Here is a 16,756-nt window from a genome sequence, read left to right on the forward strand (position 1 = left end):
CTTAAGAATTTTCTTACCCAGCCCCGTGGAGGTCATAATGGAACTGATTATTTTTGTTGTCTGCGCAATGCTAATGACCGCCCTCGCGGTCAAAGTGCGTTAAGCCATCTCAGGCTGATTTTGCGCCGTTCTTTCCAGCAGCGTTCTGAATGCAGCCAGTGGCATCGGCCGGCCAAGGAAGTAACCTTGCCCTTCTTCGCATGAGAGCTGTTTTAGCTGGTTTAACTGCGCTTCTGTCTCAATGCCTTCTGCTGTGATCGTCAGGGCAAAGGCGCGAGCCAGCGCAATAATCCCCGCGACCACCGACTGTGCCTGCTGCGACTCCGGGAAATCTTTCATCCAGGAACGATCGATCTTCAGGCCATTAAACGGGAAGGTTTTCAGGTAGCCCAGCGCGGCATAGCCGGTGCCGAAATCATCAACAGTCAACCGGACACCCAGCGAACGTAATCCCTGCATGATTTCCAGCGCATGCTGTGGGTGTTCAAAGGTAACGTTCTCAGTAATTTCGAGCTCCAGCCGGGTTGCCGGCAGGCCACTTTTCTCGAGCGCGTTCGCGACTCGTTGCACCAGGTCGCTGGTGCGAAACTCCATTGGCGATATATTGACTGAAACATAGCGTTCGCCGCCCCACCCCAGAGCATCCTCACAGGCGCGCATCAGCACCCAGTCGCTGATGGTGGCGATCAGACCGCTCTCTTCCGCCAGTGGAATGAAGTGGTCGGGCGTTATCCATTGATCCGGGGCAATCTGCCAGCGAATCAGGGCCTCAGCGCCCGCCAGCTGCCCCGTCAGCAGTTGATAGCGTGGCTGATAGTGCAGGCGAAACTCATTGTTCTTCAGCGCTTTCTCAATCCGCCGCGCCATTTCACGTTTATCTTCCCGCTGGCTGGTCATCTCATTGGCATACCAGACCCACTGATTGCGTCCCGCGTCACGCGCTTCATTCAGCGCAATATCTGCCATTTCCAGCAGCGCTTCCGGGTGGCTGGCATCCTGAGGTGCACAGGCAATCCCCATGCTGATGGTAAGATAGTGGACATGCTGGCCGGTGCTGATCGGTTGCTGAACCTCATGCACCAGCTGAGCACAACGCTGAGCGACCCGCTCACGGTTCGCTTCACGTAATACCAGCACAAACTCATCGCCACTCAGCCGCGCCACCAGCTCCTGCGGACCAATACAGCGCTTCAGTCGCTGTGCTATCTGGCTCAGAACCTCGTCGCCTGCTGCATGACCCCAGGTTTCGTTAATCGGCCGGAACTGATCAAGATCGAGTGTGACCAGCGTCAGCGGCGCGGAGCCATCCGTTATTGCAAGGTGTAGCGTCAGAAACTCCAGCAGCTGCATGCGGTTCGACAGGCCGGTTAAGACGTCGTGACGCGACAGGAACTGAATGCGCGCCTCAGCTTCCATACCCTGAGTGATATCCGATACCGTACCGCGAAACCCGATGCGTTTCGCGTCGTGCCAGATGGTTTTTGCCACCAGCTGGCCGATGCGACGATTGCCGTGCGCAGACATGAACTGACAGCGCAGCGGCATCTGCTGTCCGTCCTCCTCCTGACGTCGCAGCCAGGCAACCAGCGAATGGCTGGGATGCGTCAGCAGATGATCGATGTGACGCCCCAGCCAGTGCGTAATGTCATGGCCGGTAACGGTATGAAAGCGCGCTGACAGATAGATTAGCCGGCCCTCTGCATCCGTCTCCCAGATCCAGTCTGACGCCGCCTCAGCGAGATCGCGAAACCGCGCTTCGCTGTTGGCAAGCTCCTGCTGACTGATCGCCAGCATAGCGAAACGCCGATCAGAGATAATTGCATTTGAGAGCGCATGGCGACTGACGCGACGGGTAATTATGGCGATGATGATCGCCATCAACATCAGCAGTGGCAGCAAAAACCAGATCAGGCCCATGCCAGGCATCTTTGAGGTCCAGCGCAGCACAATCGGGTCGCCCATCGGCAACGTTAACATCATCCGGGGTTCACGCAGGGCATCCTCCTCACTGGCTGGCGCGCGCAGTTCGCGTACATCCAGCGATGTTCCCAGCGCCTTTAATTTTTCAGGCGTAAACAGACTCACAAATATCATGATGGACGGAGGCCCCGCCACTGGCGTCACCGCCCTCACTTTGCCACTGGTGATAGGGGCAGCAACCACGATGGCGGGCAGATGATTGATCAGCACATCACGATGCATCGCTTTGTTGTTAAGCTGACGTGCCGCCGCAATAAATGCAGAGGTCTCTTTGCCCAGCCAGGCCTCCAGCGGCGTATCCACCAGTTTGCCGTTAATGACTGAATAACGGGTGTGGCCTTTACCATCGACCACGAAAACACCCTCGTAGTGATACTCCTCATACAGGCCTGGACCAAAGTTCTCTTCGTCAAACGCCCAGACTTTGTCCACACTGACATGGAGATTTTGCCAGGCTTCGCCCCAGAACGCATAATCCCGGATATCCGTTACCATCGCCTCCTGACGACTTTTCCACGCCTGCTGCATCAGCAGCCGGTCATGCTCAACCGATACGCTGTTTTGCCGCTGCGCAATCGTCAGCACCATCAGCATCGAGAGCGCCAGCACGCCAAACAGCAGCAGCGAAAGGACACGGAGGCTGCGCCGCGTAAAGCGGACAGTGCGATCTTCAGCAACATGTCTGAATGGCAACGCGGGTGGCGCCGGAGGATTAAAAGTCATTAAGAGTGCCCACTACACAACCAGGGGTTGAGATGAAAGGCCGGCAATACCACACAGGGTGCTGACCCGATTAGTTTCCTCAGTTATCGGCTCGGGCACTCGGGTGTTTAGTCTGCGATAAACATTTTGCGCTTAAATATTGTGTTACAGGCTGACTCGACAGCGATCGGGGGCATTGCTACTATGCGCTTACCTTCGCTGGCTGAGTCGCCTATGAACATCAATTCCGACAGAGTGACCCTGACGCTGTTCTACGTCGGCAGCTTTGTGGTCTATTACCTGGTTACCATGCTGATCACCCTGTTCCCTAATTACGGCGTGCTGCGTAATGACGGCCTGCTGGTGCCCGTGCTCTGTCTGTTTGAATTTGCTGTGATCTACCCGCTTTATCGCTTCTACTGCCAGCGCCGTACCGATTTACCGCTGGGTGAACTTTATACCCTGCAAACCCTGCTCTTTACCGGCGCGTTGTTTGTCCTGATGGCAGCACAGATGCAATTTATGCAGCCGGAAGGCTGGCTGGTGATGCAGGCGCAGCAGGGACGTAATTCGCTGCTTATCCTGCTGTTGACCGCCGTGTTGCTGGCGCCGGTTTTTGAAGAAGTGCTGTTCCGCGGTTTTCTCTTACAGGGTTTTCTGCTGTGGGCGCCACGTAGCCGCTTTGCCTGTATGCTGCTCACCTCGCTGCTGTTTGCGGTAATGCATACGCAGTATGTGCACTGGCAGACGCTTATCGCCCTGACGCTGTTTTCACTGCTGCTCTGCTATGCCCGGCTGCGGAGCAACAGTCTGGCGCTGCCCATCTTCCTCCACACCCTGAATAACCTGATTGCGCTGCTGCCCGCCTGGTATTTCGCGGGTTAATGCAGGCATCACTCCTCTTCTTACACGCTGACAGACGCCGGCATGACCCTGCGGGCGGACCATAGCTCACACTGACAATGCCGCACCGTCACGTTTGTCTATACTGGATGTTAAAAAGGGATAAAAAGCACCGCAGTCCGTACCACCAGACCGTGCAAAGGAGAGGAACTATGTTGATAGGATTTGTGTTGTTAGTGAGCGCGTGCGGCTACGATGCCTGCGAAGCGCTGCCGGTCTCGGAGCGCATCTATCCGACAAAGGTCGACTGCGAAACGATGGCGAACCGCATTCATAAAGTCAGGCCGAATGTGGTCCTGCTTTGCGGAGAGGTCCATCGCTAATTCAGGACCAGGTTCAATAAAGCGGCGCTGTAACATTGCAAGCTGGCGCTTTAGCGTACAAAATATAAGCTGTTGTTAACCATTACCGTAGTGAATCCCATGAAAACATCACGCCCCCGTCGTCCTGGTGGACGCTGGGTATACTATCTTTTGTATGATGGCATTCTGTGGCCCTGCCCCGTCCGATGGGAGTGGGAGAGCAGCTATGGCGGCTGGTTGCCATTTTACTACACGCCAACCTTTGAATTTGTGGTGGGCGATCCCCGCAAAGCGTATCGCATTGCGCGCAGTGACGTGCGGGCAAAACAACGGCGTGAAGATGCCTTTGTCTGAATAACACGATTATCCCGGCAGACATGAGGCTGTGAGCCGGCAGAGCTCCCCTTCCAGCGCAATCATCACCATCAAAACGTTGCACGGCGTGTGACGCCCGGTCCCCTTCATCGACTCATGCCCAGATCATGGCGGCCCAGCGAATCAACAGCAGACCACCGCAAATGCATAAAAGAACCAGCACCATCTTCCAGTACTTTTTGGCCGCCCGGTATCTTGTCACCTCGGTTTCCTCTCATCAGAAAGCGAAGATGCGCCAGAAGGCGCATCAGTTTCGGTCAGTAACAGGACCGAGGGGATAGCATAACGTCCGGGCCACCAAAAGGCGACCCGTCGCCGGCATCAGTTGTTCAGGGTGTAATCCAGCGTAATTTCCGCATTCAGAACCTGAGAAACCGGGCAGCCTGCTTTGGCTTTATTGATAATCTCGTCGAAAGTTGACGCATCAATGCCTGGCAGAGAGATGGTGCTGGTCAGCGCCACTTTGGTGATGGCAAAGCCGTCGCCTTTTTTGTCCAGCGACACGTCGGCCGTGGTATCAATGCTTTCCGGCGGATGACCCGCGTTACCCAGCATCAGCGACAGCGCCATAGAGAAACAGGCTGCATGCGCTGCACCAATCAGTTCTTCCGGGTTGGTGCCTTTACCGCCTTCAAAACGGGTATTGAAGCCATAAGGCTGCTGGCTCAGCACGCCGCTCTCGGTGCTGACGGTGCCTTTACCTTTGATATCGCCTTCCCAGTGCGCCGAACCTTTCTTGTGAATGGTCATGTCATTCCTCCTGTTGGTAAAGAAGCTAAGTATAGACAATGCATTCATTTTCGCAGGCTAATTCACCGCACGCGGACGTGGCGTTGTGCTTGCTGGGGCCAGCAACGCCTCCGCCTGGACCAGTGAATCGCGGGTGATTTCACTAATGGATTTTGCGCCGGTCAGTGTCATGGCAACGCGCATCTCCTTCTCAATCAGGTTCAGCAGGTTTTCAACACCGCGCTGACCGTGGGTCGCCAGAGCATAAATAAAGGCCCTTCCCAGCAGCACGCTGTCTGCGCCCAGCGCGATCATTCTCACCACATCCAGCCCGTTACGAATGCCACTGTCCGCCAGAATCGTGATGTCACCTTTGACGGCATCGGCAATCGCGGGCAGCGCCCGCGCCGAAGAGAGCACACCATCCAGCTGACGTCCGCCATGATTCGAGACCACGATGCCGTCTGCGCCAAAGCGCACCGCATCCCGCGCATCTTCCGGATCGAGAATACCTTTGATCACCATCGGTCCGTCCCAGAACTCGCGGATCCACTCCAGATCTTTCCAGCTGATCGAGGGATCAAAGTTGTTCGCCAGCCAGCCGATATAATCTTCCAGCCCGGTCGGCTTACCCAGATAGGCGGAGATATTCCCCAGATCGTGTGGACGCCCCTGCAGGCCCACATCCAGTGCCCATTGTGGATGAGTAACCGCCTGCCAGTATCGACGCAGCGCCGCATGATTACCGCTCATCCCGGAGTGCGCATCGCGATAGCGTGCACCCGGCGTCGGCATATCCACGGTAAACACCAGCGTTGAGCAACCGGCGGCTTTGGCGCGTTCCAGCGCATTGCGCATAAACCCGCGATCACGCAGCACATAGAGCTGGAACCACATTGGGCGGTTGATCTGCGGGGCCACCTCTTCAATCGGGCAAACCGAGACCGTCGACAGCGTAAACGGAATGCCTTTCAGAGCGGCGGCGCGCGCGGCCTGTACTTCGCCCCGACGGGCATACATGCCGCACAGACCGACCGGTGCGAGCGCAACCGGCATCGACAACGTTTCATTAAATAATGTTGTCTCAAGGCTCAGTTCCGACATGTTCTTCAGGATGCGCTGACGCAACGCCACGTCAGACAGGTCCTCCACGTTACGTCGCAGGGTATGCTCGGCGTAGGCACCGCCATCAAGATAGTGAAACAGGAACGGCGGCAGGATACGTTGCGCGGCGGCGCGATAATCACTGGCAGCTGAGATAATCATCAGTCAGATTCCTTAGGGTTGCGTATGTCGTTATCCGGTAAACGGGTGATGCGCGCCTGACGCGCTTCATCTTCATGCAGGCTTTTCATGGTGGTGTGCACAAAACCCAGATGGTGCATCGCCGACTGACGGGCCGCTTCGGCGTCGCCCGCAAGGATTGCATCAAGCAGCGCCTGATGCTGTTCCGTCAGGCGGCCGAAAATCGCAGGCTGGGTGTACATGCGCTGACGGGTCTGCATCACCGATGACTGCAGCAGCTCAAAAAAACCACGCATGGTCTGCAGCAGCACCACATTGTGCGACGCCTCGGCAATCGCCAGGTGGAAGCGCACATCCGCCTGCGCGGCGAGATCGGGATCGTCACTCTCCTTGAGTTTCAGGGTGGCGTCGAAAGCGAACTGCAGTTTCTCTTTGTCGCTGTCGGTGGCGCGCAGTGCGGCATGCCAGGCGGTGCTGGCCTCGATGGCATGGCGCGCCTCCAGAATGTCGTAACGGTAGTCGGGATCGTCGCGCAGTAACTGACGAATCGGCTCGACGATGCGTTGCTCCGACCAGGGTGCCAGCTGCTGACGGAGCCAGGTGCCGCCCCCACGTCGGCTGATCAGCATTCCGCTGCTGATCAACTGCTGTATCGCTTCCCGCAGCGAGGAGCGGGAGACGCCAAGCTCCGCAGAGAGCTGACGTTCGGCGGGCAGTCGCATACCCGGTTCAAGCTGATGTTCGGTGATATACGCCCGGAGGCGCATCACCAGCGGATCGACATGGCTGTTCATGGGATCATCCACGGGAAGACATAGGCCTGAAGTGTGGTAATCACACCGACCATACAGGTGAAAATCAGGCTGTGTTTAACGGTAAACCGGAACAGGTCGGACTCTTTCCCCACCAGCCCGACCGCTGCACAGGCGATGGCGATCGACTGCGGCGAGATCATCTTACCGGTCACGCCGCCGGTGGTATTCGCCGCCACCAGCAAAATATCGGAGACGCCAATCTGCTGGGCAGTGGTGGCCTGTAACGCGGCAAAAAGTGCATTCGATGAGGTATCTGATCCGGTCAGGAAGACACCCAGCCAGCCGAGGAACGGCGAGAAGAAGGTAAATGCGTGGCCGGTGTGTGCCAGCGCCAGTGCCAGCGTCGCAGAGAGGCCGGAATAGTTGGAGATAAACGCAAACGCCAGCACCATTCCGATGGAGTAGATTGGCAACGCCAGCTCTTTCAGCGTTTCACCAAAGGTCTGCAACGCCGCCTTTGGTTTCATGCGCAGGAACAGCATAGCGATGATGGCTGCGATTAAAATGGCGGTACCCGTGGCGGAAACCAGATCCAGTTTATAGATTGCCGGATAAGGCGTCGCACTGCTGACGACCGGTGGCATCCGCGCCACCAGCTCATTCAGCATCGGAACCGGCACAGCCAGCACCCAGTCATAGAGCGCACCGCCTTTGGCAAACAGCGCTTTAAACGGCGGAAGGCTCCAGAGCGTGACGGTGGCAGTAAGAAACAGGAACGGCATCCAGGCACGGATCACCTGGCCCAGCCGATACTTCTGCGGAGGCAGCAGCGGATCGCCCTGCTTCGCCTCTGCATCGGCAAACCGAAAGATACGCACCGGTTTCCAGACCCGCAGGAATAGCGTCAGCGAAACCAGCGAGGCGAGTGACGAGATAATATCGGGCAGTTCAGGCCCCAGGAAGTTGGAGCTGAGGAACTGGGCAATGGCAAAGGATCCGCCCGCGACAACCACCGCTGGCCAGGTCTCTTTCACGCCTCGCCAGCCATCCATGATCGCCATGATCCAGAACAGCACAATCAGGGTCAGCAGCGGCAGCTGGCGTCCAGCCATCTGACCGATGGCAAAACTGTCCAGCCCGGTCACCTGGCCCGCCACGATAATCGGAATGCCCATCGCACCAAAGGCGACCGGCGCGGTGTTTACAATCAGGCAGAGGCCGGCGGCGTAGAGTGGATTAAAGCCGAGTCCCACCAGCAGCGCGGCAGTAATCGCCACTGGCGCACCAAAGCCTGCAGCACCCTCCAGGAAAGCCCCGAATGAGAAGCCGACAATCAGCATCTGCAGACGCTGATCGGGCGTAATCGAGAGGATAGAGGCGCGGATAATATCGAACTGACCGGTTTTGACTGAGATCTTGTAGACAAATACCGCCGCGACAATAATCCAGGCAATCGGCCACAATCCATAGAGAAAGCCATAACCCACGGCAGCCAGCGCCTGTGCAACCGGCATCTGATAGAGAAACAACGCCACCAACAGCGCCAGCACCACTGTAGTGGTAGCCGCCAGATAGCCTTTCATCTTCAGCTTAATCAGCGCAAAGAAGAAAAAGAGAATCGGGATCAGAGCAACAAGGCTTGAGAGCCAGATATTACCCAGCGGATCGTAGTTTTGTTGCCAGATCTGCATGCCAGTATCTCCAGAGGAAGAGGTGACGAAGCATGTAGCCGCAGCGCTGCATGCCCTGCGCCCCGAATTGGTCAGACCAAAATGCTTTATCGGGGCTTGTGGCAAGAGATAGTTAATGTATTGTTAATCCGTGGCAATAGAAGTTGCGCGAATATTTCTGGAGTGTGAACCAGAGAAAATTATTGCTTTGATTGGTCCGACCAAAATCAGCTACTCACGCCGGGAAAGGCCCGCTGATAGCTGCGTGGATGGAAACGCAGAGTCAGGACGACCAGCAGCAGCGTAACCGCCGCCTGCAGAATCCAGATGCTGGCGAACTGGCCGGTGAACGCATGCAGCTGACCGGCGATAAACGGCATGCTGCCCGCAATAATAAAGCCGACGCCCTGCATAAAGGCCACCAGCCGTGCGCCAGTCTGGGGTTTATCAAGATGATCCAGCGCCAGCACCAGTGCCAGCGGAAACGCCCCGCCCAGTCCGACGCCCGCAATCCCCGCCCAGAGCCACGGCGCCCCTTGTGGCGCAAGCAGAAAGCCGAGCATGCCGCTGAGCTGCATCGCCAGCGTGAACAGCAACAGCGGACGACGATCGCGGCCCCGAGCCAGCAACGGCAACAGCAGCGCACCCGAGACCTGACAGGCGATCATCATACCAAGCAGTGAACCGCCCGCCTGTGTGCTCCAGCCGAGCTGATGATAAAAGTCAGGCAGCCAGGCAACACAGATGGCATATCCTCCGTTCACCAGTCCAAAGCTCAGCGCCAGCGTCCAGGCACGGGTTTTTCGCCACAGCGAAGGCATCTCTGCTGCCTCTGTCCGGGCTGTGGGCGGCGCGGTGGTGATAAACAGCCAGACCAGAATAGCCAGCACCACCGGCAGCGCCCAGCTACTCAGCGCGCCCTGCCAGCCAAAATGTGCGCTCAGCCACGGCGAGATAGCCGCGCCAATTCCGCCGCCACCCATCAGCGCGGCGGCCCAGAGTCCGGTCACGCCGGCGCTCCGGCTGCCAAAACGCTGACGGATCAATCCCGGCATCGCCATCTGTACAATGCCAATGCCTGCCCCACCCGGCACGGCAGTCAGCACCAGCCAGCGGCCATCAGTAACCAACAGCCGACTCACCAGCGCCAGCAACAGCAGCACCAGACCGCCGAGCAGCAGTCTGCGCACCGCAAAACGCTGCATCAGCGGGGCGCTGATTAACGCAATCGCGCCCATCATCATCATCGGCACCGCAGGTAGCAGCGATGCCGCCAGTGACGACAGACCAATGCTCTGCCGCAACTGGCCGAGTAACGGACTGACCGAAGTCATCAGTGGCCGCATATTGAGTCCTGCCAGCACCAGCGCCGCCAGCAGCAGATTGTTCTCTCTCTTCATCTGAGATCCAAGCAGTTAAAGGTTGCCAGCCTGGCAGCAGTCGCTACTATCTGGAAATGAAATATTACTCTGCCAGGTAGTGGAAAAATGAATCGTCAGCCCATGTTTACCCCGCAGCAGTTGCTTAGCTTTGTGGCGGTGTGTGAAACCTTCAGCTTTACCCGCGCCGCCGACAGAGTGCACCTGTCGCAATCCACTGTCAGCCAGCAGGTGCGACGTCTTGAAGAGATGTTAGGAAAGGAACTGCTGGTTCGCACCTCGCATCAGGTGCAGATCACCGAAGAGGGCGAAAAACTTTTAGGCTACGCCCGCCGGATTATTGCTCTGAATGGCGAAGCGCACGATGTGCTGAGTGACCAGTGGCGCGACGGCGTGTTGCGCCTTGGCGTGCCGGAGGATTTCGCTGCACCCACTGCCGGCCTGCTGGCGCACTTCAGCCGCGACCATCCGCAGTTGCGGCTGGATGTGATGAGTGGCATGCAGGTGGAGTTGCGTCGCGCCTGGCAGCGTGAAGAGCTCGACATCATGCTGATCAAGCAGCCTTACGGCGAGCGTCCGATGGCGTCGCGTCCCGAACCCCTGCTGTGGCTCGACAGCGCGGAGTGGCCCTGCTTTGAACAGACGCCGGTGCCGCTGGTGCTGTTTCCCCAGCAGGGGCTCTATCGTGATGAGGTGTGCCAGACGCTGGATGCGCTGGGTCGAAGCTGGCGCATTAGCTACAGCAGCGCCAGCCTGGTCGCGCTGGCCGCCGCCAGTGCTCAGGGACTGGGACTCACGTTACTGCCCGCCAGCTGCCGCCTGCCGCAACATCGGGTGCTGGGTCCTGAGCAGGGACTGCCGTTGATTGATACCTTTGAACTGGCACTGTTCTGCCGCCAGCCGCAGGATCCGTTGCAGCGCGAACTGGCAGAGTCACTGGCGGCCTTTGGTCAGCTGCGCTGGCAGTGAGATATCGAATAGTCGTCAGTGGAAAATAACGCAGCAGGGTGAAGCGTCGTTTGTCAGATTAATGTCTTGTTCACTTTGCAGGAGCCTCTGATGCCTATTTCCTCTTCACCGAGCCGCCGCGATTTCCTTGGACAAGGTGTTCGCTGGACCGCCGCAGGCGGCTTACTGGCCGCCGGTCTCGGGCAGGCCAGTGCCGCCACGTCCTCACCTTCACCCGCTATCAATCCCGACCAATCCACCGCCCTGCCACAGCAGGATCACTACCTGCTGCGCAATGTGAGGCTGGAAGAAGGGTTTATTCGCGAGGATGACGAAATCGTCGCGACCCGGACCGGGCGTTACGACATCAGCGTACGCGACGGTAAAATTGACCAGCTGGTGCCCGCAGGCCAGGGCGACAGCACGCTGCCGTCCTGGGACGCACAGGATGCCCTGCTGCTGCCCGCCACGCAGGATATGCACATTCACCTGGATAAAACCTTCTACGGCGGCCCGTGGCAGGCTCCGCGTCCCCGTCAGGGCAAAACCATCATGGATATGATTGCGCGCGAACAAGTCCTGATTCCGCAACTGCTGCCGCACTCTCAGGCGCGCGCTGAAGCCTTGATCGCTCTGCTCCACGCCAAAGGCACCACCAGCGCCCGCAGCCATTGCAACATTGATCCGGTCAGCGGCCTTAGGAGCCTGGAACATCTGCAGGCGGCATTAGCCCGGCACCCCGATTTTCCCTGCGAGATCGTTGCCTTCCCGCAGCACGGCCTGCTGCACTCGCAGGTTGACGGGCTGATGCGCGAAGCAATGCAGCACGGCGTTGAGTATGTCGGCGGGCTGGATCCCACCAATGTCGATGGTGCGATGGAGAGGTCGCTGGATGCGATGTTCCAGATTGCGCTCGATTACCAGCGCGGCGTGGATATTCATCTGCATGAAACCTCCCCTGCTGGCGTGGCGGCGATTCAGTACATGATTGACACCGTGGCGAAGAATCCGGTGCTAAAAGGCAAAGTGACGCTGAGCCACGGTTTCGCGCTGGCGACCCTGACCGGCAGTGCGCTGGACAGGATGATCGAAGGGCTGGCGGAGCAGCAGTTCAGCGTCGCCTCCACGCTGCCGATCGGCAAGCTCACCATGCCAGTTCCGCAGCTACAGAAAGCGGGTGTGAAAGTGATGACCGGCACAGACAGCGTCATCGATCACTGGTCACCCTTTGGCACGGGCAGCATGCTGGAAAAAGCGAATCTTTACGCACAACTCTATCGCGGCTCGGATGAATTCTCGCTGTCGCGGGCGCTGGCGATTGCCACAGGCGACCGGCTGCCACTCTCTGCTCAGGGTCAACGCCAGTGGCCCGTGACGGGCGATGACGCGAGTATGATGCTGGTGGCGGCAAGCTGTTCCGCCGAAGCCGTAGCCCGAATTTCGCCCGTCGTCGCGACCTTCTCGCGCGGTAAACCGGTGTTTGCGCTGGCCTCCGCCTGACACAGCAAAACCGCATTGGGTTAACAGACGACCACCTGACGTGAAGTGATGGGAGCCTGCGCCTGAAGCAAAGCATCGCGGGCCACCACCCGTTTCACTGAGCCAGACTCAATCGGCCGCGAGCCAGCCCTCCCCCAAAAACAACAGAGCCTCCACAAGGGAGGCTCTGCATTTACCTGAGCGAAGTGCGGGTTACGCGCTTTTGGCCCATTGATTATTCGACATTAGTTCCATTGCCAGCGCGTATAAGCGACGATCTTCCTGATCACAGGGCTCATCTTCCGCATAACACGCAATCATCGAAGCGATCTTATCAGCCGATAAGCCCTCTCCATGAATATGCAGTGTCAGTACGGCGCGGCCTACTATTTTAAGCACATTTTCATGTGGTCCCTGGATGCGTTTACTCAATGCAAATACCCTCTACCGGTCGTTGTACCAGGAATATGGCGCGCTAAATATAAAGCAATTAGCTCAGGATTTTTATCGGCACGGAGAGTGATATTTTTTAATGATTAATTCTATTACTGGAGTGATTATTAAGGAATCATCTGATTAACAATGAAATAAATATTTAAAAACGGAGGGTTATAAAACAATGCATGGTCCTGGTAAATTATCACTTTGAAATGAAAAGCTTTACATTCAGCGAATCGATTAAAAAAAACCGTCTTTTCCAGGCAAACTTCAGTCTATTCCTAAGCGTACCGGCAGAGATAGTTTCATACCGTTAACCATCGAGGTTCCCGTTGCTGTCAGGCGTGCTTTCTGCCAGACTTGCCCCGCAATAATGCCCTACACTTTCAGCCTCAGAGGCCGCGCCCGTGACCGCTTTTTCTACCCTCAATTCGCTTCCCGACAGCCAGCTCGATAACCTGCGCGAGATGGGCTACACCAGCATGACGCCCGTGCAGGCTGCTACGCTGCCCGCCATTCTGCAGGGACGCGACGTGCGTGCGCAGGCGAAAACCGGCAGCGGTAAAACGGCTGCCTTTGGTATTGGTTTACTGCACCATATTGACAGCACCCGCTTTCAGACTCAGGCACTCATCCTGTGTCCAACCCGGGAACTGGCCGATCAGGTGGGCAACGTGCTGCGCCAGCTGGCCCGCTTCACCCGAAATATCAAAGTCCTCACCTTGTGTGGCGGACAACCGATGAGTGCACAGCGTGACTCGCTGGTGCATCCACCGCATATCGTGGTCGGCACGCCGGGTCGTATCCTCGACCACATCAACCGCGAAAACCTCAAACTGGACCAGCTCAACACGCTGGTACTGGATGAGGCAGATCGGATGCTGGAGATGGGTTTCCTCAATGATATGGAAACTATCATTGAGGCGACGCCCGCCTCGCGGCAGACGCTGCTCTTTTCCGCTACGTGGCCCGACGGCATCACCGCCATCAGTACCCGCTTCCAGCGTGATGCGCTGAGCGTGGTAACTGAAGAAGTCAGCGAACTGCCTTCAATTGACCAGCAGTTCTTTGAAGCCAGCCACAATGAAAAACTGGGTCTGCTCATCGCGCTGCTTAGCGACCGTCAGCCCTCATCCTGTGTGGTCTTCTGCAACACCAAACGTGAATGTGACGATGTCGCTGCGGCGCTTAACGCGCGTGATATCAGCGCCCTGCCATTGCATGGTGACCTGGAACAGCGCGATCGCGAACGTGTGCTGATCCGTTTTGCTAACGGCAGTGGACGCGTACTGGTTGCCACTGATGTCGCGGCACGCGGACTCGACATTAAATCACTGGCGATGGTGGTCAACTACCAGCTTGCCTGGGATCCTGAAATCCACCTGCACCGCATCGGTCGTACAGCACGTGCAGGCGAACATGGCGTTGCCGTCAGCCTGGTTGCTGCCGATGAAATGGCGCGCGCACATGCACTGGAGGATTTCCTGCAGCAAAAACTGCCGTGGGTTTCTGCCAGCACGCTGAAAAAAGGCAGCAGCAAGCCTCTGCCTGCCGCAATGATGACATTGTGTATTGATGGTGGTCGTAAAGCCAAGATGCGTCCGGGAGACATTCTGGGTGCGCTGACCGGTGAAGCGGGTTATCGCGCCGATCAGATCGGTAAAATCGTTCTGACCCCAACCCATGCCTACGTGGCGATTGAAGCGAACCACGCTAAAGCGGCACTGGTGAAACTCAAGCAGGGCAAAATCAAAGGCAAAACCTGCCGGGCGATTCTGCTGAAGGACTGAATAAAATCGGGCGAGGTTATTACCTCGCCCGATTTCTTATGGCTCTTCGATTTGTGTCACATGCAGCGTGGTTTTATCCCCTTTGCCCTGTACCTTACCACTGACACGTACTTTGTCTTCCGCGGAGTAGGTTTTACCATCAAAGGTCTTCTTCGGTGCGATAATCGGTAACGTACCGGTGTTGTCGCGGAACTGATAGCGCTCGCCCTGCTCTTTCTTTACGATGTAACCTTCCAGCGTCACATACCCGCCCTGACGGAAGTCGCGGATCTGATCAATATGTGTCTGACCGGTATCTTCTGAGCCTTTATAGCCCGCATCCTGCTTGTGCTGCGGCGGTGGCGCATCACCCGCTTTGTATCCGCCCTCTTCAGCCGACACACCCGCGCTCATCATCACCAGCAACGACGCTAAAATCACTTTTTTCATTTCACACTCCTTTATTGGAAAGGTGTCCATGTTGAACCTTCAGGGTTAAGCCTGGCACAATAATTGGCGTCCGTTTTATTTCACCTTTCTCTTCTCACCTTTTTCCGTTTGCTGCCGATAACCTGTTCACACCCTATTTCACCAGCTGCGTTAATGCAGAGGCAACCATGGATAATTTTCAGAAAGAGATCGATGAGAGAGCGAACCTCGCATTATCGAACAAGTTTGAGCTGCTGCTGTTTCGCTTAGGTTCTGATCAGCTGAAAGGCAAGTCTGAGCTGTTTGGCATTAACGTCTTCAAGCTGCGTGAAATTGTACCAATGCAGACCATCACCAAAGCCGCGGGAATGAGTTCGCCGCTGCTGGGTATGGCCAGTATTCGCGGTCAGTTCATTCCGGTCATCGACCTGCCTGCTGTGGCAGGTTGCGTACCTGAAACGGGCCTTAACCTGCTACTGGTCACCGAGTATGCCCGTAACACCCAGGCATTTGCCGTGGAATCCGTGGATAACATCGTGCGTCTCGACTGGAGCCAGGTCCATACCGCTGAAGCCGGTATCGGCGGTCGCAACATTACCAGCATCGCCTGCCTGGACACCGATAAGCAGGGCAGCGAGCTGGCGATGGTGCTGGACGTTGAGCAAATCCTGTATGACATCATCCCGTCGTCACGCGGCGTCGAGCCTGAAGCGGCCAAACCGCGTGCCTTCAACTATCGCCCGGGTGCGGTTGCAATTGTGGCAGAAGATTCCAAAGTCGCGCGTCAGCTGCTGGAGCAGGGACTGAAGAGCATGGGCATTCCGGCGCTGATGTTTAACACCGGCCTTGATGCCTGGGAAAAAATTAAGCAGCTAAGCCAGGAAGTGCAGGCTTCAGGCGAGTCGATTCACGACAAAATTGCCCTGGTACTGACCGATCTGGAGATGCCTGAGATGGATGGCTTTACGCTGACCCGCAACATCAAGCGTGACCCGATTCTGAAAACGCTGCCGGTCGTGATCCACTCCTCACTCTCTGGAAGCGCCAACGAAGACCACGTGCGTAAAGTGGGAGCCGACGGCTATGTGGCAAAGTTTGAGCTGAATGAACTTTCAGACGTGATTTTCAACGTTCTCGATACCGCCCGTTAAGTGAACACGGGCCGCAAAGAATGCCCGGCACACTTTTACTTTTTTGATCAGCGGAATCGCTGACCTGACCAGGAAACGACTATGCACATTGAAACTTTACCTGTTACGCCCGCACCTGCGACGCCTTCTCCTCAAAAGGTATTGCGTGGCCGTTTACGTCAGCTGGCCTGGATTAGCGCCGTCAGTTTAAGCGTCGCGTTCTGGGTAGGCCTCTACTTTTTAGTTTTCTGAATCCATTCATGTTTGTCTGGATCGGGCTGTCAGCACCACTGCTGACAGCCCTTTTTTTTGCCTGAATTCCGCCTCCGCTCGTTTGTTAACCTTTTCTGATGCTTTTCACTGATTATTTATTCACGCTGCGTGATTACTTAAAAATTATTAAAGATACAACTCCGCACTCCGATAACTGTATGCGCGAGATCACATTTTGCCTGCGGCTGTGACCACAGACTTCAGCACGGCTTTGCGTACAACAGCAGGGAATCTGAGTGTTGCTAATAAA

General features: G+C 56.7%; 17 protein-coding genes. 8 read left to right on the forward strand and 9 right to left on the reverse strand.

Annotated elements, in window-relative coordinates; translation table 11 throughout:
• Positions 1-99: 99 nt before the first annotated feature.
• The gene (locus H7K52_RS11495; protein ID WP_008924858.1) at positions 100-2,703 is read right to left on the reverse strand and encodes a bifunctional diguanylate cyclase/phosphodiesterase; all 2,604 of its coding nucleotides are present in this window, start codon (positions 2,701-2,703) and stop codon (positions 100-102) included.
• Between the two features lie 213 nt (positions 2,704-2,916).
• On the opposite strand from H7K52_RS11495, the gene H7K52_RS11500 reads away from it, so the two are divergent.
• The 3 genes from H7K52_RS11500 to H7K52_RS11510 all read left to right on the forward strand — a co-directional run bounded on the left by H7K52_RS11500 (position 2,917) and on the right by H7K52_RS11510 (position 4,241).
• Entirely contained in the window at positions 2,917-3,567 is a 651-nt protein-coding gene (locus H7K52_RS11500; protein ID WP_003850082.1) for a CPBP family intramembrane glutamic endopeptidase, read from the forward strand.
• Between the two features lie 170 nt (positions 3,568-3,737).
• A complete protein-coding gene (locus H7K52_RS11505) occupies positions 3,738-3,908 on the forward strand; it encodes a hypothetical protein (protein ID WP_003850083.1) in 171 nt (56 codons plus the stop codon).
• A gap of 99 nt (positions 3,909-4,007) precedes the next feature.
• A complete protein-coding gene (locus tag H7K52_RS11510; RefSeq protein ID WP_008924857.1) occupies positions 4,008-4,241 on the forward strand; it encodes a hypothetical protein in 234 nt (77 codons plus the stop codon).
• Between the two features lie 115 nt (positions 4,242-4,356).
• On the opposite strand, the gene yniD is transcribed toward H7K52_RS11510, so the two are convergent.
• From yniD to H7K52_RS11535, 6 genes are all read right to left on the reverse strand, one after another.
• Complete coding sequence (gene yniD / locus H7K52_RS18955) at positions 4,357-4,464, reverse strand: small membrane protein YniD (protein WP_085980552.1); 108 nt, start codon at positions 4,462-4,464, stop codon at positions 4,357-4,359.
• Positions 4,465-4,583: 119 nt separating this feature from the next.
• Positions 4,584-5,012, reverse strand: a complete 429-nt coding sequence (locus H7K52_RS11515; RefSeq protein WP_003850085.1) for an OsmC family protein — start codon at positions 5,010-5,012, stop codon at positions 4,584-4,586.
• A gap of 57 nt (positions 5,013-5,069) precedes the next feature.
• Positions 5,070-6,257: an FMN-dependent L-lactate dehydrogenase LldD gene (gene lldD / locus H7K52_RS11520; RefSeq protein WP_003850086.1), complete on the reverse strand. Its 1,188-nt coding sequence runs from the start codon at positions 6,255-6,257 to the stop codon at positions 5,070-5,072.
• Positions 6,257-7,030: a transcriptional regulator LldR gene (gene lldR / locus H7K52_RS11525; protein WP_003850087.1), complete on the reverse strand. Its 774-nt coding sequence runs from the start codon at positions 7,028-7,030 to the stop codon at positions 6,257-6,259. The genes lldD and lldR overlap by 1 nt, the downstream gene beginning before the upstream one ends.
• Positions 7,027-8,682, reverse strand: coding sequence for an L-lactate permease (gene lldP / locus H7K52_RS11530; protein ID WP_140033656.1), 1,656 nt, complete (start codon positions 8,680-8,682; stop codon positions 7,027-7,029). Before lldP ends, lldR begins: the two co-directional genes overlap by 4 nt.
• A gap of 206 nt (positions 8,683-8,888) precedes the next feature.
• Positions 8,889-10,061: a cyanate transporter gene (locus tag H7K52_RS11535; RefSeq protein WP_008924855.1), complete on the reverse strand. Its 1,173-nt coding sequence runs from the start codon at positions 10,059-10,061 to the stop codon at positions 8,889-8,891.
• Between the two features lie 87 nt (positions 10,062-10,148).
• On the opposite strand from H7K52_RS11535, the gene H7K52_RS11540 reads away from it, so the two are divergent.
• Positions 10,149-11,009, forward strand: coding sequence for a LysR family transcriptional regulator (locus tag H7K52_RS11540; protein WP_003850092.1), 861 nt, complete (start codon positions 10,149-10,151; stop codon positions 11,007-11,009).
• 90 nt (positions 11,010-11,099) lie between these two features.
• Complete coding sequence (locus H7K52_RS11545; protein ID WP_182630062.1) at positions 11,100-12,488, forward strand: amidohydrolase family protein; 1,389 nt, start codon at positions 11,100-11,102, stop codon at positions 12,486-12,488.
• Positions 12,489-12,680: 192 nt separating this feature from the next.
• Here H7K52_RS11545 and H7K52_RS11550 read toward each other — a convergent pair whose 3' ends face one another.
• A complete protein-coding gene (locus tag H7K52_RS11550; protein WP_008924853.1) occupies positions 12,681-12,899 on the reverse strand; it encodes a hypothetical protein in 219 nt (72 codons plus the stop codon).
• 413 nt (positions 12,900-13,312) lie between these two features.
• On the opposite strand from H7K52_RS11550, the gene dbpA reads away from it, so the two are divergent.
• The gene (dbpA, locus tag H7K52_RS11555) at positions 13,313-14,695 is read left to right on the forward strand and encodes an ATP-dependent RNA helicase DbpA (RefSeq protein WP_008924852.1); all 1,383 of its coding nucleotides are present in this window, start codon (positions 13,313-13,315) and stop codon (positions 14,693-14,695) included.
• 36 nt (positions 14,696-14,731) lie between these two features.
• Here dbpA and H7K52_RS11560 read toward each other — a convergent pair whose 3' ends face one another.
• Positions 14,732-15,124, reverse strand: coding sequence for a YgiW/YdeI family stress tolerance OB fold protein (locus H7K52_RS11560; RefSeq protein ID WP_003850101.1), 393 nt, complete (start codon positions 15,122-15,124; stop codon positions 14,732-14,734).
• 167 nt (positions 15,125-15,291) lie between these two features.
• Here H7K52_RS11560 and H7K52_RS11565 point away from each other — a divergent pair, with 167 nt between their 5' ends.
• Positions 15,292-16,254, forward strand: a complete 963-nt coding sequence (locus H7K52_RS11565) for a chemotaxis protein (RefSeq protein WP_003850102.1) — start codon at positions 15,292-15,294, stop codon at positions 16,252-16,254.
• Between the two features lie 81 nt (positions 16,255-16,335).
• Entirely contained in the window at positions 16,336-16,485 is a 150-nt protein-coding gene (locus H7K52_RS11570; protein WP_003850104.1) for a hypothetical protein, read from the forward strand.
• Positions 16,486-16,756: the final 271 nt, after the last annotated feature.

It is taken from the genome of Pantoea hericii (genome assembly GCF_014155795.1).
Taxonomy (GTDB): Bacteria; Pseudomonadota; Gammaproteobacteria; order Enterobacterales; family Enterobacteriaceae; genus Pantoea; species Pantoea eucalypti.

Bases quoted from the DNA above. Each gene is read 5' to 3' on its own strand.
- H7K52_RS11495 (WP_008924858.1), bottom strand. From the start codon at position 2,703: ATGACTTTTAATCCTCCGGCGCCACCCGCGTTGCCATTCAGACATGTT.
- H7K52_RS11500 (WP_003850082.1), top strand. From the start codon at position 2,917: ATGAACATCAATTCCGACAGAGTGACCCTGACGCTGTTCTACGTCGGC.
- H7K52_RS11505 (WP_003850083.1), top strand. From the start codon at position 3,738: ATGTTGATAGGATTTGTGTTGTTAGTGAGCGCGTGCGGCTACGATGCC.
- H7K52_RS11510 (WP_008924857.1), top strand. From the start codon at position 4,008: ATGAAAACATCACGCCCCCGTCGTCCTGGTGGACGCTGGGTATACTAT.
- H7K52_RS11515 (WP_003850085.1), bottom strand. From the start codon at position 5,012: ATGACCATTCACAAGAAAGGTTCGGCGCACTGGGAAGGCGATATCAAA.
- lldD (WP_003850086.1), bottom strand. From the start codon at position 6,257: ATGATTATCTCAGCTGCCAGTGATTATCGCGCCGCCGCGCAACGTATC.
- lldR (WP_003850087.1), bottom strand. From the start codon at position 7,030: ATGAACAGCCATGTCGATCCGCTGGTGATGCGCCTCCGGGCGTATATC.
- lldP (WP_140033656.1), bottom strand. From the start codon at position 8,682: ATGCAGATCTGGCAACAAAACTACGATCCGCTGGGTAATATCTGGCTC.
- H7K52_RS11535 (WP_008924855.1), bottom strand. From the start codon at position 10,061: ATGAAGAGAGAGAACAATCTGCTGCTGGCGGCGCTGGTGCTGGCAGGA.
- H7K52_RS11540 (WP_003850092.1), top strand. From the start codon at position 10,149: ATGAATCGTCAGCCCATGTTTACCCCGCAGCAGTTGCTTAGCTTTGTG.
- H7K52_RS11545 (WP_182630062.1), top strand. From the start codon at position 11,100: ATGCCTATTTCCTCTTCACCGAGCCGCCGCGATTTCCTTGGACAAGGT.
- H7K52_RS11560 (WP_003850101.1), bottom strand. From the start codon at position 15,124: ATGAAAAAAGTGATTTTAGCGTCGTTGCTGGTGATGATGAGCGCGGGT.
- H7K52_RS11565 (WP_003850102.1), top strand. From the start codon at position 15,292: ATGGATAATTTTCAGAAAGAGATCGATGAGAGAGCGAACCTCGCATTA.
- H7K52_RS11570 (WP_003850104.1), top strand. From the start codon at position 16,336: ATGCACATTGAAACTTTACCTGTTACGCCCGCACCTGCGACGCCTTCT.